At 72.1% G+C, this 24,538-nt stretch carries 22 protein-coding genes; 13 read left to right on the top strand and 9 right to left on the bottom strand.

The genetic code is table 11. The features are described 5' to 3' along the window. Positions 1-121: 121 nt before the first annotated feature. From AC1UKG_RS09940 to AC1UKG_RS09950, 3 genes are all read left to right on the top strand, one after another. Positions 122-610 (top strand): hypothetical protein, encoded by a 489-nt coding sequence (locus AC1UKG_RS09940; RefSeq protein WP_026271238.1) that lies wholly within the window; start codon positions 122-124, stop codon positions 608-610. A gap of 128 nt (positions 611-738) precedes the next feature. After that, positions 739-2,145, top strand: coding sequence for a class II 3-deoxy-7-phosphoheptulonate synthase (locus AC1UKG_RS09945; RefSeq protein WP_026271237.1), 1,407 nt, complete (start codon positions 739-741; stop codon positions 2,143-2,145). Positions 2,146-2,282: 137 nt separating this feature from the next. Beyond that, positions 2,283-3,302 (top strand): threonine aldolase family protein, encoded by a 1,020-nt coding sequence (locus AC1UKG_RS09950; RefSeq protein WP_482642675.1) that lies wholly within the window; start codon positions 2,283-2,285, stop codon positions 3,300-3,302. 18 nt (positions 3,303-3,320) lie between these two features. Here AC1UKG_RS09950 and AC1UKG_RS09955 read toward each other — a convergent pair whose 3' ends face one another. Beyond that, complete coding sequence (locus AC1UKG_RS09955) at positions 3,321-4,184, bottom strand: deoxyribonuclease IV (RefSeq protein ID WP_018813713.1); 864 nt, start codon at positions 4,182-4,184, stop codon at positions 3,321-3,323. Next, complete coding sequence (pknB, locus tag AC1UKG_RS09960) at positions 4,181-6,163, bottom strand: Stk1 family PASTA domain-containing Ser/Thr kinase (RefSeq protein WP_018742860.1); 1,983 nt, start codon at positions 6,161-6,163, stop codon at positions 4,181-4,183. Before pknB ends, AC1UKG_RS09955 begins: the two co-directional genes overlap by 4 nt. 185 nt (positions 6,164-6,348) lie before the next feature. Between pknB and AC1UKG_RS09965 the strand changes: the two genes are divergently transcribed. Then, positions 6,349-6,729: an Rv2175c family DNA-binding protein gene (locus tag AC1UKG_RS09965; RefSeq protein WP_018742859.1), complete on the top strand. Its 381-nt coding sequence runs from the start codon at positions 6,349-6,351 to the stop codon at positions 6,727-6,729. A 47-nt stretch (positions 6,730-6,776) separates the two neighbouring features. Here the strand turns inward: AC1UKG_RS09965 and AC1UKG_RS09970 are convergent, their stop codons facing one another. Then, a complete protein-coding gene (locus tag AC1UKG_RS09970) occupies positions 6,777-7,859 on the bottom strand; it encodes a polyprenyl synthetase family protein (RefSeq protein WP_026271236.1) in 1,083 nt (360 codons plus the stop codon). A 179-nt stretch (positions 7,860-8,038) separates the two neighbouring features. Here AC1UKG_RS09970 and metF point away from each other — a divergent pair, with 179 nt between their 5' ends. Then, positions 8,039-8,956, top strand: a complete 918-nt coding sequence (gene metF / locus AC1UKG_RS09975; protein WP_018742857.1) for a methylenetetrahydrofolate reductase [NAD(P)H] — start codon at positions 8,039-8,041, stop codon at positions 8,954-8,956. A 44-nt stretch (positions 8,957-9,000) separates the two neighbouring features. Beyond that, positions 9,001-9,690: a CDP-alcohol phosphatidyltransferase family protein gene (locus tag AC1UKG_RS09980; protein ID WP_018813711.1), complete on the top strand. Its 690-nt coding sequence runs from the start codon at positions 9,001-9,003 to the stop codon at positions 9,688-9,690. Positions 9,691-9,764: 74 nt separating this feature from the next. Here AC1UKG_RS09980 and AC1UKG_RS09985 read toward each other — a convergent pair whose 3' ends face one another. The 6 genes from AC1UKG_RS09985 to AC1UKG_RS10010 are packed head-to-tail and all read right to left on the bottom strand — an operon-like array spanning position 9,765 to position 15,167. After that, a complete protein-coding gene (locus AC1UKG_RS09985; protein WP_018742855.1) occupies positions 9,765-11,252 on the bottom strand; it encodes a phytoene desaturase family protein in 1,488 nt (495 codons plus the stop codon). A 10-nt stretch (positions 11,253-11,262) separates the two neighbouring features. Then, complete coding sequence (locus AC1UKG_RS09990; RefSeq protein WP_018742854.1) at positions 11,263-12,390, bottom strand: glycosyltransferase family A protein; 1,128 nt, start codon at positions 12,388-12,390, stop codon at positions 11,263-11,265. 52 nt (positions 12,391-12,442) lie between these two features. Continuing rightward, positions 12,443-13,351, bottom strand: a complete 909-nt coding sequence (locus AC1UKG_RS09995; RefSeq protein ID WP_482642676.1) for a carotenoid biosynthesis protein — start codon at positions 13,349-13,351, stop codon at positions 12,443-12,445. Further along, complete coding sequence (locus AC1UKG_RS10000; protein WP_018742852.1) at positions 13,348-13,917, bottom strand: GNAT family N-acetyltransferase; 570 nt, start codon at positions 13,915-13,917, stop codon at positions 13,348-13,350. The genes AC1UKG_RS09995 and AC1UKG_RS10000 overlap by 4 nt, the downstream gene beginning before the upstream one ends. After that, positions 13,914-14,672, bottom strand: a complete 759-nt coding sequence (locus tag AC1UKG_RS10005; protein ID WP_018742851.1) for a hypothetical protein — start codon at positions 14,670-14,672, stop codon at positions 13,914-13,916. Before AC1UKG_RS10005 ends, AC1UKG_RS10000 begins: the two co-directional genes overlap by 4 nt. A 6-nt stretch (positions 14,673-14,678) precedes the next feature. Then, positions 14,679-15,167 carry a YbaK/EbsC family protein gene (locus AC1UKG_RS10010; protein ID WP_018742850.1) on the bottom strand — a complete coding sequence of 163 codons (489 nt, stop codon included), beginning with the start codon at positions 15,165-15,167 and terminating at the stop codon, positions 14,679-14,681. A gap of 650 nt (positions 15,168-15,817) precedes the next feature. On the opposite strand from AC1UKG_RS10010, the gene AC1UKG_RS10015 reads away from it, so the two are divergent. From AC1UKG_RS10015 to AC1UKG_RS10045, 7 genes are all read left to right on the top strand, one after another. Next, positions 15,818-16,267: an SAV_6107 family HEPN domain-containing protein gene (locus AC1UKG_RS10015; RefSeq protein WP_018813708.1), complete on the top strand. Its 450-nt coding sequence runs from the start codon at positions 15,818-15,820 to the stop codon at positions 16,265-16,267. A gap of 130 nt (positions 16,268-16,397) precedes the next feature. After that, entirely contained in the window at positions 16,398-17,180 is a 783-nt protein-coding gene (locus AC1UKG_RS10020) for a hypothetical protein (protein ID WP_018813707.1), read from the top strand. Continuing rightward, entirely contained in the window at positions 17,177-18,763 is a 1,587-nt protein-coding gene (locus AC1UKG_RS10025) for a Y-family DNA polymerase (protein WP_018742847.1), read from the top strand. Before AC1UKG_RS10020 ends, AC1UKG_RS10025 begins: the two co-directional genes overlap by 4 nt. Positions 18,764-18,816: 53 nt before the next feature. After that, the gene (locus AC1UKG_RS10030) at positions 18,817-22,191 is read left to right on the top strand and encodes an error-prone DNA polymerase (protein WP_018742846.1); all 3,375 of its coding nucleotides are present in this window, start codon (positions 18,817-18,819) and stop codon (positions 22,189-22,191) included. 97 nt (positions 22,192-22,288) lie between these two features. Next, the gene (locus AC1UKG_RS10035) at positions 22,289-22,468 is read left to right on the top strand and encodes a hypothetical protein (RefSeq protein ID WP_018223243.1); all 180 of its coding nucleotides are present in this window, start codon (positions 22,289-22,291) and stop codon (positions 22,466-22,468) included. Between the two features lie 29 nt (positions 22,469-22,497). Further along, complete coding sequence (locus AC1UKG_RS10040; RefSeq protein ID WP_018742844.1) at positions 22,498-23,268, top strand: methyltransferase domain-containing protein; 771 nt, start codon at positions 22,498-22,500, stop codon at positions 23,266-23,268. After that, the gene (locus AC1UKG_RS10045) at positions 23,265-24,503 is read left to right on the top strand and encodes an alkaline phosphatase family protein (protein WP_018742843.1); all 1,239 of its coding nucleotides are present in this window, start codon (positions 23,265-23,267) and stop codon (positions 24,501-24,503) included. Before AC1UKG_RS10040 ends, AC1UKG_RS10045 begins: the two co-directional genes overlap by 4 nt. Positions 24,504-24,538: the final 35 nt, after the last annotated feature.

Raw genomic sequence — 24,538 nt, forward strand, 5'->3', positions numbered from 1 at the left:
ACACGGGCGGGGGAGGGGTCGCGGAACGCTCCTTCCCCGCCCGTGTCGGTGGGGCCGGCGCTCCGGCCGATGTGACAGACTCGCCGGTCGACGGCCGGAATCCATGGCGTTCGGAGGTGGCATGCGTACGGCGTACCGGAGACTGGGGCTCGGCGTGCTCGGCGGGAGTTTGCTGGTGACCCTCCTCGGTTGCAGCGCAGACGAGCCGACGGAGTCCGCCGAGGAGGCGCCCGCGGTGGAGAGCGCGGCCAAGGCGCGGGAGCGGGTGCAGGCGTACCTTGATGCGGTAGCGGCCAAGGACGTGGCTGCCGGGCGTAGTCAGTTCTGTGCCGTGATGCATCCGGCGTTCGACGCTGTCGCCACCGGACCGAGTGGGGACTTCGCCGACCATTTTGAGGTGTCGCAGGCGCAGATCACCGAGGTCGAGCCCGGTCCGCGGGGCGAGGAGGTCAGCGCGACGGTGTCGGTGTCCTCCGGTCCGGAGGCGTTGGTCCGCCCGTTGCTGTTCACGGTCACCCGGGACGGGGCTGATTGGTGTATCGCGGGTGAGACACTCGGCAGTACGGTGCCCGCCTCGACCGGGACTCCTGAGCCGACCGAAACCCCCTGATCCGGCCGTTCCCGCGGCCGGCGTCCCCCGTGCCCGATTCAGATCGATCTCGGTGACGGATCTCTCACCCGCCGGAACTGCCCCCCTCGCGGGTTTGGTGCCGGGTCCGTCGCCGTAGGCTTTCTTGCATGCGCCATGAGTGGCATCAGCTGAGCCATCCCGCTGTCGGTAGTCCCGTGCTGCAGACCAGCCGGCCCACCATCGACTCCGCCGAGGACGCTGCCCTCGGCCTGGACCGTTGGCGGGACCTGCCGCGTGCCCAGACCCCGCCTTGGCCGGACGGTGCCCAGGTCGCCGAGGTCTGCAAGGTGCTGGAGAACGTCCCATCGGTCGTGGCCCCGTACGAGGTCGATCAGTTGCGGCGCCAACTCGCACTGGTTTGTGAGGGTAAGGCCTTCCTGCTCCAGGGCGGGGACTGTGCGGAGACCTTCGCCGACAACACCGAGAGCCACCTGCTCGCCAACGCCCGCACCTTGCTGCAGATGGCGATCGTGCTGACCTACGGCGCCTCGTTGCCGGTGGTCAAGGTTGCCCGAGCGGCCGGTCAGTACACCAAACCCCGGTCGCTGCCGACCGACGCGCGTGGCCTGCCGGCCTACCGGGGTGACATGATCAACTCCTTGGATGCGACGCCGGAGGCGCGGGTTGCCGACCCGCAACGCATGATCCGGGCGTACGCGAACTCCGCTGCCGCGATGAACATGCTCCGTGCCTACCTTGCTGGCGGGCTGGCGGACCTGCACGCGGTGCACGACTGGAACAAGGGCTTCGTGCGGAACTCGCCGGCCGGCGAGCGGTACGAGGCGATCGCCCGGGAGATTGACCGGGCGTTGGCCTTCATCCGGGCCTGCGGGATGACCGAGGACGAGGCGTTGCGGACCGTCACCCTCTACTGCTCTCACGAGGCGCTGGCCTTGGAGTACGACCGGGCATTGACCCGGGTCTCCGACAGCCGAGCGTATGGGCTCTCCGGGCACCTGCTCTGGGTGGGCGAGCGTACCCGGCAGCTCGACGGGGCGCATGTTGACTTCATCTCCCGGATCGCGAACCCGATTGGAGTGAAGCTCGGCCCGACGACGAAGCCAGATGAGGTCATCGAGCTGTGCGAGAAGCTCAACCCGAACAATGTTCCGGGCCGGCTGACCCTGATCAGCCGGATGGGCAACCACCGGGTCCGTGATGTCCTGCCGTCACTCGTCGCCAAGGTCACCGCCGCCGGCGCCAAGGTGGTGTGGCAGTGCGACCCGATGCACGGCAACACTCATGAATCGTCCAACGGCTACAAGACCCGGCACTTCGACCGGATCGTAGACGAGGTGTTGGGTTACTTCGAGGTGCACCGTGGCCTGGAAACCCACCCCGGCGGGCTGCATGTCGAGCTCACTGGGGAAGATGTCACCGAGTGCCTCGGCGGTGCCCAGGGCATCGGCGATGTCGATTTGCCCGACCGGTACGAGACCGCCTGCGACCCGCGGCTGAACACCCAACAGTCGCTGGAGTTGGCGTTCCTGGTAGCCGAGATGCTCCGTGGCTGACGCGAGGAGTGAGCTTGCGAGCCCCGCAGTCGGCGGCCGGGAAGGGACGCTGTGGCTGACGCGAGGAGTGAGCTTGCGAGCCCCGCAGTCGGCGGCCGGGAAGGGACGCTGTGGCTGACGCGAGGAGTGAGGACATCATGATCGATCTGCGCTCGGACACCGTCACCCGCCCGACCGCGGGAATGCGGGAGGCGATGGCCGTCGCCGAGGTGGGCGACGACGTCTACGGCGAGGACCCTACGGTCAACGCCCTCGAAGCCGAGGTTGCGGCGCTCTTTGGCCACGAGGCGGCGCTGTTCTGCCCGACCGGGACGATGGCCAACCAGATTTCGCTGCAGTTGTTGGTGCCGCCCGGCGGCGAACTGCTCTGCGATGCGGACGCGCACGTGGTGACGTACGAGATCGGTGCGGCTGCCGTCTATGGTGGCATTTCGTCGCGGACCTGGCCGGCGGTCGGCGCGGCGGTCGACCCGGATGTGGTCGCGGGCATGATTCGGCCCGATGGCTATTTCGCGGTGCCCACCCGGGCGGTCGCCGTGGAGCAGACCCACAATCGGGGCGGTGGTGGGGTGATCCCGCTGGCGGCCCTGCGTGAGCTGCGTCGGGCTGCCGACGACGCCCAGGTCGCGGTGCACTGCGACGGTGCTCGGATCTGGCATGCGCACATCGCCGACGGGGTGCCGCTGGCCACCTACGGCATGCTCTTCGACACCCTGTCGGTCTGCCTCTCCAAGGGGCTCGGCGCGCCGGTCGGCTCGCTCGTGGTGGGCAGTGCCGACAAGATCGAACGAGCTCGGTTCATCCGTAAGCGGATGGGCGGCGGCATGCGGCAGGCCGGGATCCTCGCCGCTGCCGGCCGGTACGCCCTGGCAAACCAGGTGCAGCGGCTCGCCGAGGACCACGTGCGGGCAACCCGGCTCGCCGATGCGGTTGCACCGTTTGGGGTCTTGGCGGCAGAGGTGCGGACCAACCTGGTCCCGTTGGATCTCACCAAGACACCGATGGACGCCCACACCTTCGCCGCCGTGGCCCGTGCGGAAGGGGTGCTGGTCAGTGTGCTCGGCCCGCGTACTGCCCGCCTGGTCACCCATCTCGGGGTGGACGACGCGGCGATCAGCCGCGCGATCGACGTCCTCGCCCGGGTCTTGCGTACCTGATTCGCACCGCGGACCGGGTCAGGTTCGTAGCCGCTTGAGAACGGCCACGTCGGCGGCGTGGCCCACGTGCTTCTCGCTCGGGGTCTCCACCACCGTCGGTACCCCGGAGGTCGCCGGGTGGCGCATCAGCTCGGCGAAGGCGGGCTCCCCGATGGTGCCCTTGCCGATGCTTTCGTGTCGGTCCCGGGTGGAGCCGCAGAGGTCCTTCGAGTCGTTGGCGTGCACCAGCCGCAGCCGGTCCGCCCCCACGGTGTCCACCAGGGTGTCGAGCGTGGCGGTCATGCCACCTTCGACGGCCAGGTCGTGCCCGGCGGCCCAGGCATGGCAGGTGTCGAGGCAGACGCCGAGCCGCGGGTGTCGGTCAACCGCGTCCAGGTAGGGGCCGAGCTGTTCTACCCGGGCGGCGAGCGAGCGCCCGCCGCCAGCGCTCGGTTCGACCAGCAGCATCGGTCCGTTCGTGTCACCGGCGGTGTCCAGCAGCGGAAGGAGCACCTCCCGGACCTGGCGCATCGCCGTGTCGGCGTATCCGGCGTCGACCGCGCTACCGGCGTGGAACACCACCCCCTGGGCGCCGATCGCCGCCCCTCGGCGTAGCGCGTGCGCCAGCGTCAGCGCTGACCGCTCCACCGTCGCCGCCGTGGGCGAGCCGAGGTTGACCAGTAGGGACGCGTGGATGAACACCGGGACGCCACGTTCGGCGCAGCCGTCGCGAAACAGCGCGTCCTGTGCCGGGTTGCCGGGCGGCAAGGCCCAGCCCCGTGAGTTGGACACGTAGACCTGCGCGACCTCGGCGCCCGTCGCATCCAGGTACGGCAGGGCGGCTTTCGCCAGCCCGCCCCCGGTCGGTGTGTGCGCACCGACCGGTCGCATCGTCGCCGTCACAGGCAACCGAGGGTGATCCGGGTACCCGGCGGCACCTGGGAGTTCTCTCCGGGGCTCTGGAACCGGACGGTGCCGTTCTGGTTGAACTGCACCGCGACCGGGAAGGACTGCTCCTCCAACACCTGCTTGGCCTGCTGGCATGGCATGCCGATCACGCGGGGGATGACAACCTGCGGTGGGCCCTGGCTCACCTCCAGGCTGACCTCCGTTCCCTTCTCCACGCCGTCGCCGTCGGCTGGACTCTGCCCGATGACCTCGTTCTTGGGCTTGTCGGACTCCTTCACCGTCGGCGGCTCAGCGAGTACCAGCCCGAGCTGATTCAGGATCGAACGGGCCTCGTCCAGGCGCTTACCGACCAGATTCGGCACCGAGATCGGCGCCCTGCCTCTGCTCAGCGTTACCGTGACCTCGTGTCCGGGCTTGACTTCGGCGCCGGCCTTCGGGTCGGTGGCGACCACCATGCCCTCCGGCAGGCTGTTGTGGTAGCTGGCGGAGCCCTTGACCACCTTCAGGCCGGCCTCGGTCAGGTCGGTCGCGGCCAACTCGAACTCTTTGCCGACGACATCCGGCACCGCGAACTGCTCGGGGCCCAGCGAGAGGGTGAGGGTGATCGTGCCACCCTTCACGATGCGGGACGCAGAGGCCGGATCCTGGAACAGGACGGCGTCCTTCGGTGCCTGATCGTCGTGGCGTGGGTCGGTGTATTGGAGGACCAGACCGGCCCGCCTCGCCTGTGCTTCCGCGGCGGCCTGGTCCAGGCTCACCAACTCTGGGGCCTGTGTGTATCGGCCGACCCCGACCCACCAGCCACCCACCGCGGCGATCAGCCCGAGCATCACGACGACAGCGGCCACCGCAAGCCGGCCGCGCTGCTCACCCACGAGCCGACCGGGCAGCGGGCCCAACCGGGACCAGACACTCTCGTTGTCGGCCGCCCTTCGTCGGCCGCCCCGTGGTGCCTCCCCGGGCAACCGGGACCAGGCGGGGCGCTGCGCCGGCTGTACGGCCGCCACCACCATGGTCGGCTCGCTCACCGGGGGCTTCTCGGTCACCCGGCGTAGCACCGTGGTGTGGGTATTTGGGTTGCCCAACCCCTCCCGGGCCACCTGGACCTGGGCGAGCAGGGCACCGGCGTCGGCGGGGCGGGCACCGGGATCGCGCCGGGTAGCGCGGAGGACCAGGTCGTCGAGGGGCTTCGGTAGTCCTGGCACCAGGGTTGACGGTGCCGGCACGTCCTGTCGCACATGCTGCCAGGCCACCTCAACCGGGCGATGGCCGTCGTACGGCACGCGACCGGTGAGCATCTCGAACAGCACGATGCCCGCCGAATAGACGTCGGTGCGCGGGTCGGCGTGCCCGTCAGTCACCAGCTCCGGTGCGACATAGGCGATCGTGGCCATCAGCTGGTTGGCCTGCGCGTCGTGGGCGCTCGCCTCCACCGCCTGGGCCAGTCCGAAATCGGCGACCTTAACCACGCTGTCGACCAGGTTGGCCGCACCTCCGGTCGGTGCCTCGGCGACCAGCACGTTCTCTGGTTTGACATCCCGGTGGACGAGCCCGGCCCGGTGCGCGGCGGCGATCGCGGCGAGCATCTGTTCGGTGATCGCGAGCGCCTCGTCGGGGTTGAGCCGGTGCCGTTCGGCGAGCACGTCGCGCAGCGTGCGACCGCGCACGTACTCCATGACCAGGTATGGCCGGTCAGCGTGGATGCCCTGGTCGTAGACCGCGACAACGTTGGGGTGGGTCAGCCGGGCGATGGTCTTCGCCTCGTCGGCGAAACGTTCCACGAAGCCCGTTGTCTGTCCCTGGGCCGCCGGGCCCGGCGTGGGATGAATGATCTTAACTGCGACGGTGCGATCGAGGCGTTCGTCGGTTGCGGTGTATACAGTCGCCATGCCACCCCGGGCGACCCGACCGCGGATGCGGTAGCGCCCGTCAATCAGTGAGCCCAGCAACGTGTCGGCGACCTGTGTGTCCATCGGCAGGGAGTCTATGTGTCCAGGGGTAGGTGGTTGGACACCGATGCTACAGGCCGGCAGTGACGTTTTGAATCCGGAGACTCGCCGGACGGCCGTTTCCGCAGCTCCGGTCGGTGCACGACGGCAATGGTCCGGTGTCGTGGGGGCCTTCGCCCGATGCCGGGGCGACGTGGCAGGGTGGTCGGGTGACCGACTCCGTTCCCGCTGGCGAGCCCGCCGTGAGCCCTGTCGCCGAACCGACCGCGTGGCTGACCCTGCCGGCTGTCGCCGAGCGCCTTGACCTGACCATCAGCAAGGTCCACCAGATGATCCGGGACCGGGAGCTGATCGCGGTCCGCCGAGACGGTGCCCGTCGGGTACCGGCGGACCTGGTGGCGACCGGAGGGGTGCTCAAGCATCTACCCGGGGTGCTGAATCTCCTCATCGACGCCGGCTACGACGATGAGGAGATCCTGCGCTGGCTCTATCAGCCCGACGACACCCTGCCCGGCGGCACCGCCGCCGCGGCGCTGGCCGGCGATCAGGCCCGCGAGGTCAAACGCCGCGCCCAAGCCCTCGGTTTCTGACCTCGGCGCCCCGCCCGGTCCGGCTCAGGTGGCCGGATCGGGCGGGGTCAGGCAGGGCGGCGGGTGGCAGCGATGGCGAGGTCCGCCAGGGCCTGGTGCGCCTCGGTGTCGAGGTCAACGGTGGATAGCGCGGCGAGCGCGGTGTCGGTGAGCTCCTGGATCCGCTGCTCGGCGCGGCCGAGCGCGCCGCTGGCTCCGATCAGCTCCCGCAGCCGGGCCACCCCGGCGTCGTCGAGGTCGGAGTCGCCGAGGCCGTCGAGCAGCACCTCCCGGTCGGCGGTGCCGACCATCTCCAACGCCGCCGCCACCAGGTATGTCCGCTTTCCCTCGCGGAGGTCGTCGCCGGCTGGTTTACCGGTCTGTGCCGGGTCCCCAAAGATCCCCAGCACGTCGTCGCGGAGCTGGAAGGCCTCACCCAGCGGCAGCCCGTACGCCGAGTACGCCGCGTGGACCTCGGGGGTGGCGTCGGCCAGTGCGGCGCCGAGTAACAACGGGCGTTCGACGGTGTACTTCGCCGACTTGTAGCGGGCAACCTTTCCGGCCCGCTCAACCGACGTGTCCCCGCTGGCCTGGGCCAGCACGTCGAGGTACTGGCCCACGGTGACCTCGGTTCGCATCTGGTCGAACACGGGTCGTGCCCGGGCGACGGTGTGCGGGTCCAGTCCGGCGGAGTGCAGCAGCTCATCCGACCAGACGAGGCACAGGTCACCCAGGAGAATGGCGGCCGCGTCACCGAATCCGTCCGGGTCTCCGTCCCAGTCCGCTGACCTGTGCCGGGCGGCGAACCGCAGGTGCACCGCCGGCTCCCCCCGCCGGGTGTCCGACCGATCGATCAGGTCGTCGTGAATCAACGCGCTGGCCTGTACGAACTCCAACGCGGCCAGGGCGGTCGCGACCTCTTCGGTGTCGATTCCACCGGCGCCCCGGTAGCCCCAGTAGGCGAAGGCGGGCCGTAGCCGTTTGCCGCCGCCGAGGACGAACGCCTCGACCGCGTCGGCCAACGGGGCGAGGGAGGCGTCAACCTCCGTCATCCAGGCACGTCGATCTACCAGGAAGTCGGCCAGTGCCTTGTTGACGCGTTGCCGAAGCCCGGCACGGTCCACCGGGGAGACAGGAGCAGCGTAGGTCACGCCTTGACGCTAGCCGGTCGCGACGGCTGGCGACGCACCGGCGGCCGGGCGACGCGCCGTGCCCTACCGCGCGGTGTCGACTTTGCCGGGTTGGGTGGTGTCGACCGGGCCATGCCCCTTGTACCGTTTGCGGCGGGGAAGGTCTAGGGATCGCGGCCGTACGCCGCTAGAGTCAGGGCGTGGCGCTTGGTCTTCCATCGGTTCTCCCCAATCCGCAGCCGGCGATCGGGGAGCTGATCCGCGACCGCCGGCCGACCTTCTCCTTCGAGTTCATGCCCCCGAAGACAGCGCAGGGTGAGCGGCTGCTCTGGCAGGCCATCCGGGAGCTGGAGTCGCTGCGCCCGTCGTTCGTCTCCATCACCTACGGCGCCGGTGGCTCGACTCGGGACACGACCGTGGCGGTTACCGAACGGGTCGCCACCGAGACCACGCTGCTGCCGATGGCGCACCTGACCGCGGTCAACCACTCGGTGGCCGAGCTGCGGCACGTGATCGGGCGGTTGGCCGCTGCGGGTGTGCGTAACGTGCTCGCCGTGCGCGGCGATCCGCCCGGTGATCCCACCGGCGAGTGGATCCCACACCCGGACGGCGTGGACTACGCGGAGGACCTGGTCCGCCTGGTCCGGGACGCGGGTGATTTCAGCGTCGGTGTTGCCGCCTTCCCGTACAAGCACCCTCGCTCGCCCGACATCGACTCCGACACGGCATACTTTGTCCGCAAGTGCCGGGCCGGCGCCGAGTTTGCGATCACTCAGATGTTCTTCGACGCTGATGAGTACCTTCGGCTGCGGGACCGGGTGGTCGCGGCGGGCTGTGACACACCGATCATCCCCGGTGTAATGCCGGTAACGAAGGTCAGCACCATCGAGCGGTCGGAGCAGCTCTCCGGTGCGCCCTTCCCACGGGCCCTGGCCGCGCGCTTCGAGCAGGTCGCGGACGACCCGGAGGCGGTCCGCGAGCTCGGTGTCGAGCAGGCCAGCGAGATGTGTCAGCGGCTGCTGGACGAGGGGGTTCCCGGCATCCACTTCATCACCTTCAACCGGTCCACAGCGACCCGGGAGATCTGGCGGAATCTGCGAGTTAGCACCCCCGGGTGACCAGACGCGCCACGACACCGCGCGATCGGTGCGACGGTTGATCCGTGGTGGGCAGACAGCTGAACTGGGAGCAGTACGCCACGGCCTGGGCGCGCCTGCACGGTGGGTTCGATCCGCGCGCCGCGGCCCCGCCCGTCCGTGCCTGGCTGCGCCTCGCGTACCACGGGGGCTACGTGTTGGGTCGGCTGCGGGTCACCCCGACCGCGGTGACCGTCGTCGGGGTGCTGCTCTGCCTCGGCGTGCCGCTGGTCGCGGTACGCCCGCAGGACGGCCCCTTCCTCGGCGCGTTGCTGGTGCTGCTCGCCTCGGTGGCGGACAGCCTCGACGGCGCGGTCGCGGTGGCGAGCAACCGCACCACCCGGCTCGGGTACGTCTACGACTCGGTGGCTGACCGGCTCGGCGAGGCGGCCTGGCTGGTCGCGTTCTGGCTGCTCGGCGCGCCCGGCGCGCTGGTGGCCGCCGGTGGTGCGCTCTCCTGGCTGCACGAGTACGTGCGTGCCCGGGCGACCTCCGCCGGAATGCGGGAGATCGGTGCGGTGACCGTGGGGGAGCGGCCGACCCGGGTCGTGGTGGCCCTCGTCGGCCTGCTGTTGGCCGGGCTGACCGGGCTGATCGAGCCGGACCTGGCCGCAGGCACCATCACCGTGGCGAGCGCGGTCTGGGCATTGCTGGCCGGCTTCGGCCTCGGACAGCTACTGGCCGCCGTCCGGGGCGCACTGATCAATGCCAGCTGACGCCCGCGGCCCACGGGAGCCGCCGGCGAAGCCGTGACATCGCGAGTAAGCGTCGGTGGACCGGGGCTTACCCGCTACCACGCAGGGCCGATGGAGTCGGCGACGATCTGGGCGGAGAGGGCGACCATCGGCAGCCCCCCGCCCGGATGGCAGGAGCCACCGACCAGCCACAGCCCGCGGACCGGACCCCGGTTTGGCGGGCGGAGCAGGCCGCCCGTGGTGCCGTAGATCGCTCCGCCCGGTGTGCCCGTCGCAGCGCCCAGGTCGGCCGGGGTACGAATCTCCCGGAACAGCAGCCGGTCCCGTACATCCACCCCTCGCGCGGCCAACACGTCCAGGATCCGGTCCGCGTACGCCTCGGCCAGGCCGGGGCGTCGCCAGTCGACAGCATCGGCGGCGGTGCCCTGCCGTGCGGCGTTGACCAGCACGAACCACGCCTCGTGTCCAGCCGGGTGGACCGTTTCGTCGGCGGCCACGGTGACGAAGACCGTCGGATCCGGGGCCGGGCGCGCCCGAATCCCCCGCCCGGGTGCCCCGAAGACCGCGTCGAACTCGCTGTCGTAGCTGTCGGGGAAGAAGACGTTGTGGTGGGCCAGCCCAGAGTCCCCGCGTACGCCGAGCAGCAGCACGAAGCCGGCGAGGCTGCGGTCGGTCAGCGCGGCCAGCCGTCGTGGGGTGGGCAGCAGGTCCCGGTAGAGGGTGAGCGCGTCAACGTTGGACACCACCACATCGGCCGGCACGGGGGCGTCTACGCCGGCGAGGCGTACACCGTGCACCCGTCCGCCCGCCGCGTCGATCCGGGTGACCCGGACGCCGGTCCGTACCACCACCCCAAGATCCAGGCAGCGGGTCAGCAGGGCGTCGGCGAGGGTGCCCAGGCCACCGCGGAGGTACCAGCCGCCGAAGGCCAGCTCGGCGTACGGGACCGCGACGAGGGCCGCCGGCGCCCGGCGCGGGTCAGTTCCGGCGTACGTCGCGTACCGGTCGAGCAGCATCCGGAGCCGGGGGTCGGACAGGTGGGCGCGGCCGAGTCCACGGAGTGTGCGGCCCGGCCCGATAGCGGCCAGGTCACCCAGCCGCCAGGCCAGCATCGCCAGGTCCCGGGGCGAGTCGACCCGGCGGCGCAGGACATCCCGTTCCGAGGCCGTCCAGACCCGCTCGGCACGCTGCCAGAGGCGCCGCCACTGGGCGGCGGCCCGCTCGCCGAAGGCCGCGCCGATGCGGGCGGCGAACTCGTCGGAGTCGGCACACGAATCGAGCGTTGGTCCTCCCTGGGGGAAGACGTGTCGCACGATCGGGTCGAGCGGGACCGGGTCCAGGTATTCGTCGAGCTTCGCCCCGGTGGCCTCGAACAGCTCGTGGAACACCTGGGGCAGGGTCAGCAGGCTGGGCCCGGTGTCGAAGTGGAAGGGGCCGGCGGGCGTGTCGTGTACGTACCGGCCGAGCTTGCCGCCCACCGTGTCCCCCTGCTCCAGGAGGGTGACCTGGTGCCCGGTGGTGGCCAGCCGGGCGGCGGTGGTCAGGCCACCCACCCCGGCGCCGACGATCACGACCCGCGCCATGGTGCGCCTCCTAGCTGACCGGACGGCCCCGCCAGCTCAGGCGCCGTCGCTTCCGCAGATGGTACGACCGCAGGGTCAGCCAACCGAGGACCGCTACCGACGCGGGGTGCCCCAACGCGTCCGGCCACCACCGACCGCCGGTCGCCCGGGCGCTGACCACCCGCCCGGCGACCCCGAGCAGGTAGGCCCCAGCGGCGACGGTGGCTGTCCCCGGCGCACCGCCGACCAGCGCGGCCACGGCGACCAGTGCCGGGGCGGTGTAGAGCAGCAGCAGCAGCGCGACCACCGTGGCGGCGGCCGAGGGACGACCGAACGAGGCCCACAGCGACTTCGAGTAGCCGTCGCGCAGCTGTGGCCAGTCGTCGTACATCCGGCAGGTGGCCAGCTGGGAGCCGTCGGCGAGGGCGATCTGGCCGCCGGACCGCTTGACCGCTCGGGCCAACTCGACGTCCTCCAGAACCCGGTCGGACACCGCCGCGTGTCCACCGGCGGCGGTGTACCCGGCCCGGTCCACGACCAGGAACTGCCCGCCGGCCGCGGCCAGGGACGGCCGGGCCGACCGCTCCATCGCGGGCAGCGGCAGGAACGTCAGCCACAACCACTGCAACAGTGGCTGAACCAGCCGGTCGGCCACCGTCGTGACCAGGATCCGGGGGTACGGCGACAGCAGCGCTACCCGCGCGGCCCGTAGCTCGCCGACCGCCGCGGCCACGGCGTGGGGGGCGAGCACCACGTCGGCGTCGACGAAGACCAGTACGGTGGCGGCCGGGTCAGCTCGGGCGGCGAGCTGCCAGCAGGCGTGCGGCTTGCCCAGCCAACCCGGCGGTGGAGTGTCGCCGTCGAGCAGGGTGACCCGGGGGTCGTCGCCGGCGACCGTGCGGACAACCTCGCGGGTGCCGTCGGTTGACCCGTCGTCGAGCACCATGATCTGTAGCTGTGGCACACCGCGCTGGGCCAGCAGCGCGCGTAGGCACGGGGTGACTCGGGCGGCCTCGTTGCGCAGCGGCAGCAGCACCGCCACCGGTTCGGTCACCGTCGCCGGCGTCCCGACCGGGCGGCGTAGCCAACGGCCCGCGTTGACCAGGGTGTGTGTGGTCAGCGTGGTCACGCCGGCCAGGATCGCCAGCAACAGGATCATGTCGGCGCCCCGCCTCGGCGGGGGCCGGCGGCGCGACGCCGGGCGGGGTCGCTCATACCGACGTGTCGGCGCGACGCCGTCGGCCCGCTGGTGTCCTCCGGCCGCGTCGGGGAGGCAACAGCGCCGGCCGGAGGCGTCGGGGCAACAGCGTCGGCCGGAGGCGTCGGGGCAGCAGCGTCACCGCCAGCGGCACCGCGGTCAGCGCCATAACCGCTGCCCCCCACCCGGCCGAGGCGGGCAGGCCGAGGAAGACGGCGTGGGCCAGCACGCTGGAGCCGTACGTCCACAGATAGAGCGCGAGCATCGGAGCGTCGCGGCTGTCGGTGGTGGCCACGGCGGTGCCGGCCAGTGGCCGCAGGGCGGCCATCACCAGCACCGCGAAGAGCAGCCAGCCCAGGTAGTTGCTGATGGGGATGCCGGGCAGGCCGGGCAGCGCGGGAGTGGCGTTCCGCCAGGCCCAGTGCCCCTCGGCGACCATCTGCGGGTCGAGGAAGAGATCCCAGGCGGCCAGTCCGACCGCTGCCAGCGCAATTCGGCGGACAGCGGGTCCGGTGCCCCCGGTCGGCCCACCGCCGGTGAGGTGGACCGCGGTCAGCCAGGCGGGCCAGGCCATCCAGGTCCAGGCGAGTGGGATGATCAGCGGTACCCCGGCCAGCTTCGGCCCGAGCTGCTCCGCGTAGTCGTAGCTGCCGAACGGGAACCCGGTGGCCACTCCGAGCGCCTCGATGGCGAAGCCGCCGCCGGTGACCACGACGAGTAACGCCGCCGCCGTCCGGGGACCCCGGCTGAGTAGCGCGTGGCCGACCGAGAGCAGGTAGCCGAGCAGGACTGTGGCGACGGTCAGCCGGGCTCGGGTCTGCCCCATGGTCAGGGGGTAGCAGATCTGCACCAGCACAAGTACGGCCAACAGTGCCCAGGTGCTTCGGAGGGCGTGCTCCGGCAGGGCGATGGGCCGGGTCATGTGGGGACCCTTCCGGAGGCGACGGGGGGAGGGAGCGGCAGGTCCCGGCCGAGTACCCCGAACAGGCGTTCGTCACCGGGGAAGCGGAAATCGCGCAGGACGTCGACGAAGCCGAAGCGTCGGTACAGTCGCCAGGCTCGGGAGTGCTGCTCGTCTGCCTCCGGGGTGGACAACAGGGTGGTGCTCCCCTCCGCTATCCCGAGCAGGGCGCGCAGCTGGCCGGCGCCCAGCCCGTGCCCCTGTGCGGGTGGTCGGACGTGCAGCTCGACCACCTCGAAGCAGCTGGCCAACCAGCGGCGGCGGGTGGCCGGGTCCAGCATCCGCCCCACCTGGTCGTGCCACCACTGGCCGGGCTTCCCGTGGTATCCGTAGCCGAATCCGGCCAGGTGGCCTTCGGAGGTGAGGCTGGCGATGGCGCGGAAGCCGGGGCGGCGGACGTGGGAGGCGATGTAGCCGCGCCGCGCCCTGAGCAGATCGGCGCGGTACCCCATCGCCTCGCCGTAGACGGCCACCACGTCGTCCAACCGCCGGACGAGGTCGTCCGGTGTCCACCGCACCAGCCTCATGCCGTTCCCACCTTCGTTCCGCCGTCCGTGGTCCAGCCCAGCACCGTCCGGTCACCGACCACGTCGCGTACCTCGAACCGGGCGAAGAGTTCCTCCGCGTACCACCCCTCGGTGGGGGTTCGCCTGATCGCGGCACGATGCTCGGGGTGACGGTACGCGAATGCGACCAGCTCCGCCGGGGTGCGCCACACACTGACCGTGCCCTGCCAGCCCAGCGGCGCCTCGCCGATGCCGAAGCGGGCGAGCAGGCCAGGTGCGGTGTGTAGCGCGTGGGCCACCGGGGGTACCGCCCGCCAGAAGGCGACCGCTCGGGCGGGGCGGAGCCGGGCCCGGGTCAGTGCCAGCACCGGGCCGTTGGATTGCCCGCCTGGTGGGTCACCGAACGGCCGCCGGCCGGACCATTCGCCCCGGCTGGTGAGCGGGCGTAGGTCGATTCGGGCGGCGGCGCGGGCGATACGTGCCCAGCCCCGTCCCACCGGGGAGCCGGTGAAACCGGTGGCCGCGGCGGGGGAGTCCCACACAGTCAGCGCCGCCCACCGGGTCAGGTCCGCGTCGCGTGGGCCGAAGCCGGTGCCGGTCCCGGTGCCGAGAAGTTTGGCGAAGCGGATGCCGGGCAGCGCGCGGAGCCGGCGCGGGTCGGCCGCCATCCGGGCCAGCGCCCGGGGCAGCCCGGCTCGGCTGGTCTGCCACACATGCAGGGTGACCAACTCGGGGACCGGCGCCCGGTGGTTGACCGGGCGTGGCTCGTTCGACAAGCCCGCTCACGCCACCTCGGCCGGGGTGCCGCCGGTTACCCGCAGCAGCTCAGGATAGGTGGTGGGGAAGACCGCGCGGGGTACGCCGCCGGCGGCCCAGATCTCGTCGTACTTGTCGAGGGCGATGTCCACCAGGGTGCGCAGCGGCCGGGGGTGGCCGACCGGGGCGACTCCACCGATGACCTGCCCGGTGTGTTCGCGGACGAATTCCGGCGTGGCCCGTCGGAGTCGAGTGACGCCGATCGTCGCGGCGAGGCTGACGGTGTTGACCCGGTGCGCTCCGGAGGTCAGCACCAGCAGCGGCCCGTCGGCGGTCTCGAAGACCAGGGAGTTGGCGATCTGCCCGATCTCGACATGGAGAGCGGCGGCGGCCGCCGCGGCGGTGTGGACCGCGTCGGGCAACAGGCGAACGAGGCTGAGTGCGCCAGCGCCGTCGAGTGCGCCAGCGCCGTCCAGCGCCTCCTGCGTCGCCCGTACTTTCGGGTGTGGGTGCATCCGGCCATTCTTCCCGGTGCGCCCCGAGGCGCCTTCGTTGGCCACGCCCGGCGGTGGTGGCCGGTGGGCGGTGGGGCCGAGGTGGCGACCGCGGCGGTCGGGCCGCCAGGTTTGACTGCGGTGGTGCGGCGGCGTTCGCGCGGCCGACGTGCGGCGACGCGCGGCACACGGTGTGTTTTTGTTGGCGGGAGGGTGTACTGTCAGCGGTAGTTAGAACGGGTGTTCGATTGCCGAGGGTTGTTAACCGAGGCTTGCTTACCCGCGGGCCTGCCTGTCTGCGGTTCGGCTTGCCCACGGGTTGGCTTACTCGAGCGTTGTGGCTGGAGCGTTGACTGCTTCTTCGCACGCCCGTTCCGACAGCCGGAGCGGTGTTTCGCGGCGCTGCTCCGGGCGGGTGCGGCACCGCGGGGTCGCGCCCAGGGTCGTGGGCAGTCGCGAGCCCTGGCCCGTCAGGCGGGAGCGTCGCCCGCCGCCACGACCCCCGGCGGTGGGCGACGACCCTGCCGGTCATGCCGGCCGGGTGTGGTGTGGGGAAGCGTCCATGCCCGGTCGGCCCCACCGGTGCGTCTTCCTCCGCACCAGTCGACCCGGCGGCCCGTCGGCGGATCAGTTCCGCCGGGTGGCGCCTCGGCCCCAGGAGGAGACAGCACATGCCGACCAAGCCAGCTCCGGCGTCGACGGTGCCGGCCCACATGCTGCCGCAGCGCACCCCGGTCCAGCTCCTCACGGTGGCCCGTCGCGGGCTCGTCGAAGCTGCCCGTACCAGCCCCGACGGTCTCCGCTACGCGGCGGCCCACCTGGCTGCTCTGCGGGCCGCCGCGGCGCTGCTCGCTGCCCGTGCCCGCCCCGTGCCGACTCGGCGTAGCCGGGTTACCAGTGTCTGGGTCCTGCTCTCCGGTGTCGCCCCCGAGCTCGACGAGTGGGCCCGGTTCTTTGCCTTGGCCGCCAGTAAGCGCGCCGCTGCCGAGGCCGGCATCCCGCGGGTCGTCACCTCCCGGGAGGCGGACGACCTGCTGCGCGCCGCCGAGGAGTTCGTGCTGGTGGTGGAGGCCGCGCTCGGGGTGGCGCGAGCGCCGTCCCTTGGGGGCCGGGTGGCTTGAGCCGCGGCGACGCCGGAGGTGTTGGCGGCGGTGGGGGTTAATCCTTCTAAGTAAGTCCGTTTTGTGAGTTCTTGAGCTATTTGTAATGCGCTGATCCATCAGCACGACAGCACGACAGGGGGTAGGTCCGATGGCGGGCCGCATGGTGGTCGGTTCCGCCGCGTTGGCGGGTCTGGTGCGTTCGGCGAGTGCGCCGGATCTGATCAAGGAGCAGCGGGTGCTGCCGGTGGCCCCCGAGTTGACCGGCCTGCTGCCCAACCGGGGGCTACGCCGCGGCAGCACGATTTCGGTCGCCGCTGGCCAGCCCCGGCGTAGCGGCGCCACCTCCCTGGTCCTGGCGCTGCTCGCCGAGGCGTCCCGGGCCGGCTCGTGGTGCGCCGTGGTCGGGGTGCCGACCTTCGGGGCGGTCGCCGCCGCCGAGTTCGGGATCGCCCTGGACCGGCTCGCCCTCGTGCCGAATCCGGGGCCCGAGTGGGCCACCGTCGTCGCCACGCTGATCGACGGGGTGGATGTCGTGGTCGCCGCCGTCCCGGCCACGGCGTCCACATCGATCGCCAGCCGGCTGGCGGCTCGGGCCCGGCAACGGGGCAGCGTCCTTGTCCCGTACGGACGGTGGGACGGTGCCGACCTGACCCTTCAGGTGACCCGGGGAGTCTGGCAGGGAATCGGTGTCGGCCGGGGCCGGCTGCGGCGGCGGGAGGTCACCGTGGTGGCGCGGGGCCGGGGCGCCGCCACCCGTCCCCGGGAGGTGACGATCTGGCTGCCCGGTGCGGGTTCAACCCAGGTGGTTCCGGATTCGACCCGTGGTACCCGGGCGGGTTCGCCCACTGGGCGTTCCGGTGCCGGCCGACTCCGCGCGGTGCCACCGGCCACCGACGCGCCCAGGCCGCTCACCCTGGCCGGTTCGGCATGACCGGGCTCCGCACGATGGTGCTCTGGTGCCCGGACTGGCCGGTGGTCGCTGCTGAGCTGGTGGAGGGGGTGTCCGCCACCGACCCGGTCGCGGTACTGCACGCCAATCGGGTGGTCGCCTGCTCCGAGTCGGCCCGGGCCGAGGGAGTGCGTCGAGGATTACGGCGGCGGGAGGCGCAGAGTCGATGCCCCCGACTCACCGTCCTCGCCCACGATCCGGCCCGGGACACCCGGGCGTTCGAGCCGGTGGTGGCCGCAGTCGAGGAGTTGGTGGCCGGGGTGGCGGTGGTTCGCCCCGGGATGTGCGCGATACCGGCCCGTGGCCCGGCCCGCCACCTCGGCGGTGAGGAGGTGGCGGCGGAGCGAATCATCGAGCACGTCGCCCAGGCCTGTGCGGTGGAGAGTCAGGTCGGCATCGCTGACGGGGAGTTCGCCGCCGGGCTGGCTGCCCGCAGTGGCCGGGTGGTCCCCCCGGGCGGGACGCCGCGGTTCCTCGCCGACCAGCCGGTCGAGGCGCTCGGCCGACCGGCCCTGGCCGACCTGCTGCGTCGGCTCGGGATCTGCGCCCTCGGCGACTTCGCCGCGCTGTCCCCCGGCGATGTGCTGGCCCGATTCGGCGCCGACGGTGCGCTGGCCCACCGGCTGGCCCTGGGGCGGGACCATCGCCCGCTCGCGGTTCGGCGACCTCCGGTGGATCTGACGGTCACCGCGGACCAGGACGAACCGCTCGACCGGGTTGACGCGGCGGCCTTCGTCGCCCGCGCACTGGCCGAGCGGCTGCACGACCGCCTCGCCGCGTACGGGCTGGCCTGCACCCGTCTCGGTATTGAGGCGGTGACCGCGCACGGTCAGGAACTGCACCGAACCTGGCGGCACGACGGTCTGCTCACCGCCGCTGCCATCGCTGACCGGACGCGGTGGCAGCTCGACGGGTGGCTCTCCGGCGGCCGGTCGGGTGCCGAACCGGTGCGGCCCACCGCCGGCATCGTCCGGCTACGGCTGGTGCCCGACGGGGTGGTCGCGCTGGGGGGCCTACAGCCCGGCCTGTGGGGGGAGGCCGGGGAGGAGCGGGACCGGGCGCATCGGGCGCTGAGCCGGATCCAGGGTCTCCTTGGCCCCGAGGCGGTGGTCACCGCGGTACTCGGCGGTGGGCGCTCCCCGGCCGACCAGGTGCGCCTGGTGCCGTGGGGCGATGAACGCCGGTCGGCCCGCCCCGGGCCCCCCACGTCGGGGTGGTTGCCGGGCCGGCCGGGGGAGCCGCCGTGGCCGGGCCGGCTTCCACCGCCGGCGCCAGCGGTGGTGCTTCCCGAGCCGCTGGCCGCTGCCGTGCAGGACGCTGTCGAGGAGCCCGTCGTGGTCAGCGCACGGCTGGCGGTGAGTGCGGCACCGGCATGGCTCACCATCGGGGTCGGCCGGCCGGTGGCGATCACCGGATGGACTGGTCCGTGGCCGGTTGACGAGCGGTGGTGGGAACCGGCGGAGGCCCGGCGGCGGGCCCGGTTTCAGGTCTGCCTCGCCGATGGTGGCGCCCTGCTGCTCGCGGCCGAGGGGGGCCGGTGGCTGGTGGAGGCGAGCTATGACTGATCTCTGTGACGCAGGGGGAGACCGATGAGTCTCAGTGGCGCAGGCGGCCACCGATGAGCTTCCACAACCCGGACCTGCCATGGTCGGAGCTGGAGCGGGTGCTCAGCGGCGAATCCACCCGGGGGCAACGTCGCACTCGCGACGGCGAGCGGCATCTGCACGTGGTGGACCCGCTGGCGGCGGAGGCCGACGGCGGCGACGCCCCCGCCCGGGCCGGTCGGCGTCCGTATCATCCGCCGCCCGCGACGGCCCGCCCGGTTGATGTGGTGCCGTACGCCGAGTTGCACGCGCACACCAACTTCAGCTTCCTCGACGGTGCCAGCCACCCGGAGGAACTGGCCGAGGAGGCCGTCCGGCTGGGGCTCACCGCGCTCGCGGTGACCGACCACGACGGCTTCTACGGCGTGGTGCGCTTCGCCGAGGCGGCGCGTGCCCTGCACCTGCCGACGGTCTTCGGTGCGGAGCTCTCCCTCGACCTGCCGGGCGTGCCCAACGGCGAGCCGGACCCGCTCGGGCGGCACCTGTTGCTACTCGCCCACGGCCACGAGGGGTACGCCCGGCTGGCCGCCACCATCTCCCGCGCCCAGCTGCGCGGTGGCGAGAAGGGCCGTCCGGTCTATGGGGAGTTGGCGGAGGTCGCGGCCGAGTTGCGGGATCACGTGCTGGTGCTCACCGGTTGCCGCAAGGGCCACGTGCCGGCCGCGCTGCTCACCGAGGGAGTCGACGCGGCGGCCCGGGAGCTGGATCAGCTGACCGCGCTGTTCGGCGCGGAGATGGTCGCGGTGGAGTTGACCGACCACGGCCACCCGGTTGACACCGACCGTAACGACGCCCTCGCCGAGCTGGCGGGGGCCGCCGGGCTACCGACAGTGGCCACCAACAACGTGCACTACGCCACTCCGGGACGGCGCCGGCTGGCCACCACTCTCGCCGCGGTCCGGGCTCGGCGCAGCCTGGACGAGATCGATGGCTGGCTACCCGCTGCCGGCACCGCCCACCTGCGCAGCGGTGCCGAGATGGCGGCTCGGTTCGCCGCCTATCCAGGGGCTGTGGCCCGAGCCGCTGAGTTCGGTGCGGAACTCGCCTTCGACCTGCAGCTCGTCGCCCCGGCGCTACCGGCATATCCGGTGGCCTCCGGGCACACCGAGATGAGCTGGCTGCGTCATCTCACGGCGCGGGGGGCACGCGAGCGCTACGGCCCACCGGAGGCGCACCCCGAGGCGTACGCGCAGCTTGAACATGAGCTGAACATGATCGAGAAACTGGGCTTTTCCGGCTACTTCCTAGTGGTCTACGACATCGTCACGTTCTGCCGTGAGCAGGACATCTACTGCCAGGGCCGGGGGTCGGCGGCGAACTCGGCGGTCTGCTACGCGTTACGGATCACCAATGTTGACGCGGTCCGTCACCGGCTGCTCTTCGAGCGTTTCCTCGCCCCGGAGCGGGATGGGCCACCGGATATTGACGTGGACATCGAGTCCTCCCGTCGAGAGGAGGTGATCCAACACGTCTACGCCCGGTACGGGCGGGAGCACACCGCTCAGGTCGCCAATGTCATCTCGTACCGGCCCCGGTCGGCGGTGCGGGACGTGGCGAAGGCGTTTGGGTTCTCCCCCGGCCAGCAGGATGCCTGGAGCAAGCAGATCGATCGGTGGGGTTCGGTCGCCGCGGTCGATGTCGAGGGCATCCCCGAGTCGGTGGTGGCGTACGCCGACGCCGTGCAGACCTTTCCCCGGCATCTGGGCATCCACTCCGGTGGCATGGTGATCTGCGACCGGCCGGTGATCGAGGTGTGCCCGGTGGAGTGGGGGCGGATGCCCGGCCGGAGCGTGCTCCAGTGGGACAAGGATGACTGCGCCGCCGTCGGTTTGGTCAAGTTCGACCTGCTCGGCCTCGGCATGCTCGCCGCGTTGCACGACGGTTACGACCTGATCGGGGCGCGGCTCGAGCTGGGCGACATGACCCTGGACGACGACGAGGTCTACGACATGCTCTGCCGGGCCGACTCGGTCGGGGTGTTCCAGGTGGAGAGCCGCGCCCAGATGGCCACCCTGCCCCGGCTCAAGCCCCGCTGCTTCTACGACCTGGTGGTGGAGGTGGCGTTGATCCGGCCGGGCCCGATCCAGGGCGGTTCGGTGCATCCGTACATCCGGCGTAAGAACGGCCAGGAGCCGGTCACCTTCCCGCATCCGCTGATGCGCAACGCGCTGGAGAAGACCTTGGGCGTGCCGCTGTTCCAGGAGCAGCTCATGCAGCTCGCCATCGACCTGGCCGGCTTCGACGCGGCCGAGGCGGACCAGCTGCGTCGGGCGATGGGGGCCAAGCGGTCGGCGGAGCGGATGGCCCGGATCGCCGATCGGCTCTATGCCGGTATGGCCGAGCGGGGCATCACCGGTGAGCTGGCCGACGATGTCTACCGCAAGCTCACCGCGTTCGCCAGCTACGGCTTCCCGGAGAGCCACGCGATGAGCTTCGCCTACCTGGTCTACGCCAGCTCCTGGCTCAAGCGGTACCACCCGGCACCGTTCCTGGCCGCCCTGCTCAACGCCCAACCGATGGGGTTCTACTCGCCGCAGACCCTGGTGGATGACGCTCGTCGGCACGGGGTGGAGGTCCGTCGGCCGGATGTCAATGCCAGCGGTGCCGGGGCGGTTCTGGAGTCCACCTCGAACACCCGCTGGGGAAGCCAGCCGGGGGAGCCGCCGCACGCGTGGGGGCTGGGCGGTCCGGCGGTCCGGCTCGGGCTGGGCAGCGTGCGTACGCTCGGCGCGGAGGTGGCCGAGCGGATCGAGACCGAGCGGGCAGCACGCGGGCCGTATCGGGACATGTCAGATCTGGCTCGACGGGTGGGCCTGACCGCCGCGCAACTGGAGGCGCTGGCCACCGCGGATGCCTTCGCGTGTTTCGGCGTGACCCGACGGCAGGCGCTCTGGAGCGCCGGGGCGGCAGCCCAGGAGCATCCCGACCGCCTGCCCGGTACCGTGCCCGGCACGGTGGCGCCGACGCTGCCCGGGATGGCGGCGGTCGATCGTCTCGTCGCGGATGTCTGGGCGACCGGGCTGTCGCCGGAGAGCCATCCGGCCCGGTTCGTCCGGGACCAGCTCGACGCCCTGGGGGCGGTGCCGATCGCCCGGCTCGCGCGGGTGGAGCCCGGCCGGCGGGTTCGGGTTGGTGGGATCGTCACCCATCGGCAGCGTCCGGCAACCGCGGGCGGGGTCACCTTTCTCAACCTGGAGGACGAGACGGGGATGCTCAATGTCACCTGTTCCCCGGGGTTGTGGCAGCGCTATCGGCAGGTGGCGAAGAACAGTGGGGGGCTGGTGGTCCGGGGCCTCCTCCGCCGACACGAGGGGGTGATCAATCTCACTGCTGACCGATTGGACCCGATTGAACTCCAGGTTCGGCAGCCCGCCCGCGATTTCCGGTGATCGTCAAGTGATTCGGGTTACGGTTTTTCGCTTCGGGCGGCGGGAGACTCCTGCCCGCGCTGGCAACGTGGCCCGCGCGGTACGAGGGGACGAACTGATGACGGGGAATCGCGCCTACAACGGTGGGGTGGCCAACACGAGCCGGACCCGGCTCGGCGCCGGGTGGGTGCCCACCCATCACGCCGAGGCCCGGGAGTACGAGATCACCGAGGGGCCCGTGGCGAACTCGGTGCGTTCGCGGCACGAGGAGGAGGCCGTCACCGGCGGCGAATCCTGACCGGCCAGCCGTTCCGGACGGGACTGGACGTGGTGACTAGGCTGGTCGAGGTGGAGCAGACCCGAGGGCGGCTCACTGGCCCGCCGCTGACCCCGCGTACCGCCGTCATCTGGTCGGTGCTGCGCGCCGAGCTGGACCGCCGTGCCGGTGCCGACCTGACCGTACTCGACGTGGGTGGGGGCACCGGCGGCTTTGCGGTCCCACTGGCCCAGGCTGGGCACCGGGTGACCGTCGTGGACGCCAATCCCGACGCGCTCGCCGCGCTGACCCGCCGCGCCACTGACGCCGGGGTCGCCGACCGGGTGCGCGCGGTGCAGGGTGACGGTGACGCGCTCGCCGGGCTCGTGGAGCCGGCCAGCGTGGACCTGGTGCTCTGCCACGCCGTCCTGGAGGTGGTTGACGACCCGGCGGCGGTGGTCGCCGCGCTGGCCGGCGCGCTGCGCCCCGGCGGGGCCGCGAGCGCGCTGGTCGCCGGGCGGGCCGCCGCCGTACTCGGTCGGGCGATGACCGGCCAGTTGGATGCCGCCGCACTACTCGCCGCCGGCTCCTCCGGAGCCGCCGGTCCCCGGGACACACTGCGGCGGCGCTTCGCCGCCGATGAGGCGGCCGCGCTGCTCGCGGCCGCGGGTCTGGAGGTCGAGGAGATTCACGGCGTACGTGTCCTCACCGACCTGCTGCCCGCCGCGGTCGCCGACGGCCAGCCCGCCGCCCTGCTGGAGCTGGAGCTGGCGCTCGCCGCCCAACCGCCCTGGCGGGACCTCGCCGCCCAGTTACACCTGTTCGCCCGTCGGCGAGCATGACCGGCCCGCCGGAGCAGACCCGCCGGTCCGGCACCCCGCCGCCGTGGTCCAGCACCGGTTCGCCCGCCGCCGCTGACTTCGGGGCGAGCGATCCGTTCGGGATCATCGCCCCCCGGTACGGCGCGGCGAGCCTCGCCGACGTCCTGCCCGCCGCGCTCGCGGTGTTGGGGGTGCCCGGCGCGACCGACGTGCTCGGCCTGACCGCCGCGCTCGACGGTGTGCGCCGGATCGCTGTGCTGTTGGTGGATGGGCTCGGCTGGCATCAGATCCCCACCGCCACGCCGTACGCACCGGCTCTGGCTGGGTTGACCGTAACCGCGGGCCGGCCGCTCACCTCCGGCTTTCCGTCTACCACCCCGACCAGCCTGGTGACCCTGGGCACGGGCACTGCCCCCGGTGCCCACGGAGTGCTCGGGTTCACCCTGCGGGTTCCCGGCACCGACCAGGTGCTCAACCACATTGACTGGGCCGGCGACCCGGAGCCGCTGCGCTGGCAGCCTGTCCCCACCCAGCTGGAGCGGGCCCGGGCTGCCGGCGTCCAGGCGACAGTGGTGAGCCGGCCCGAGTTCGGCGGCAGCGGCCTCACTCTGGCGGCCAATCGGGGCGGCGACTACCGGGGCGCGGCGGGCGTTGCCGAGTTGGGTCGGGAGATGCTGGCCGCGCTGACGGCCGGGCCCGGGCCCACCCTGGTCTCTGGCTACCATCCGGACCTCGATCGGCACGGCCATCTCAGCGGGGTCGACTCGGCGCCCTGGCGCGCCGCCGCGGCCGATGTCGACCGGTTGCTGGCTCGTCTCGTGGAAGAGCTGCCGCCGGACGCGGCGTTGCTGGTCACCGCCGACCACGGTCAGCTCGACATTCCCGCCGAGCACCGGTTCGACCTGGACACCGACCCGCGCCTGCGCGCCGGCGTGACGGTGGTGGCCGGCGAGCCCCGAGTTCGCTACCTGCACGTGCGGCCCGGTGCCCAGGACGACGTGGTGGCCACCTGGTCGGCCGTGCTCGGCGCTGCAGCCCGGGTCACCACCCGGGCGGAGCTGGTGGCTGCTGGCTGGTTCGGCCCGGTGCCCGAGGAGCACCTGGGCCGGATCGGGGACGTGGTGGTGCTCTGCAACGGCAGCTACGCCGTGCTGGCCACGCGGTCCGAGCCGCCGATGGCGAGCCGGCTGGTGGCGTACCACGGTTCGGACACCGCGGTCGAAATGACGATTCCACTGCTGGTGGTCCGGGGCTGAGCTGCGGGTCCGCTGTCGCGCCGCTGGTCAGGGCG

Source organism: Salinispora sp. CH2A1_6 (genome assembly GCF_056820975.1).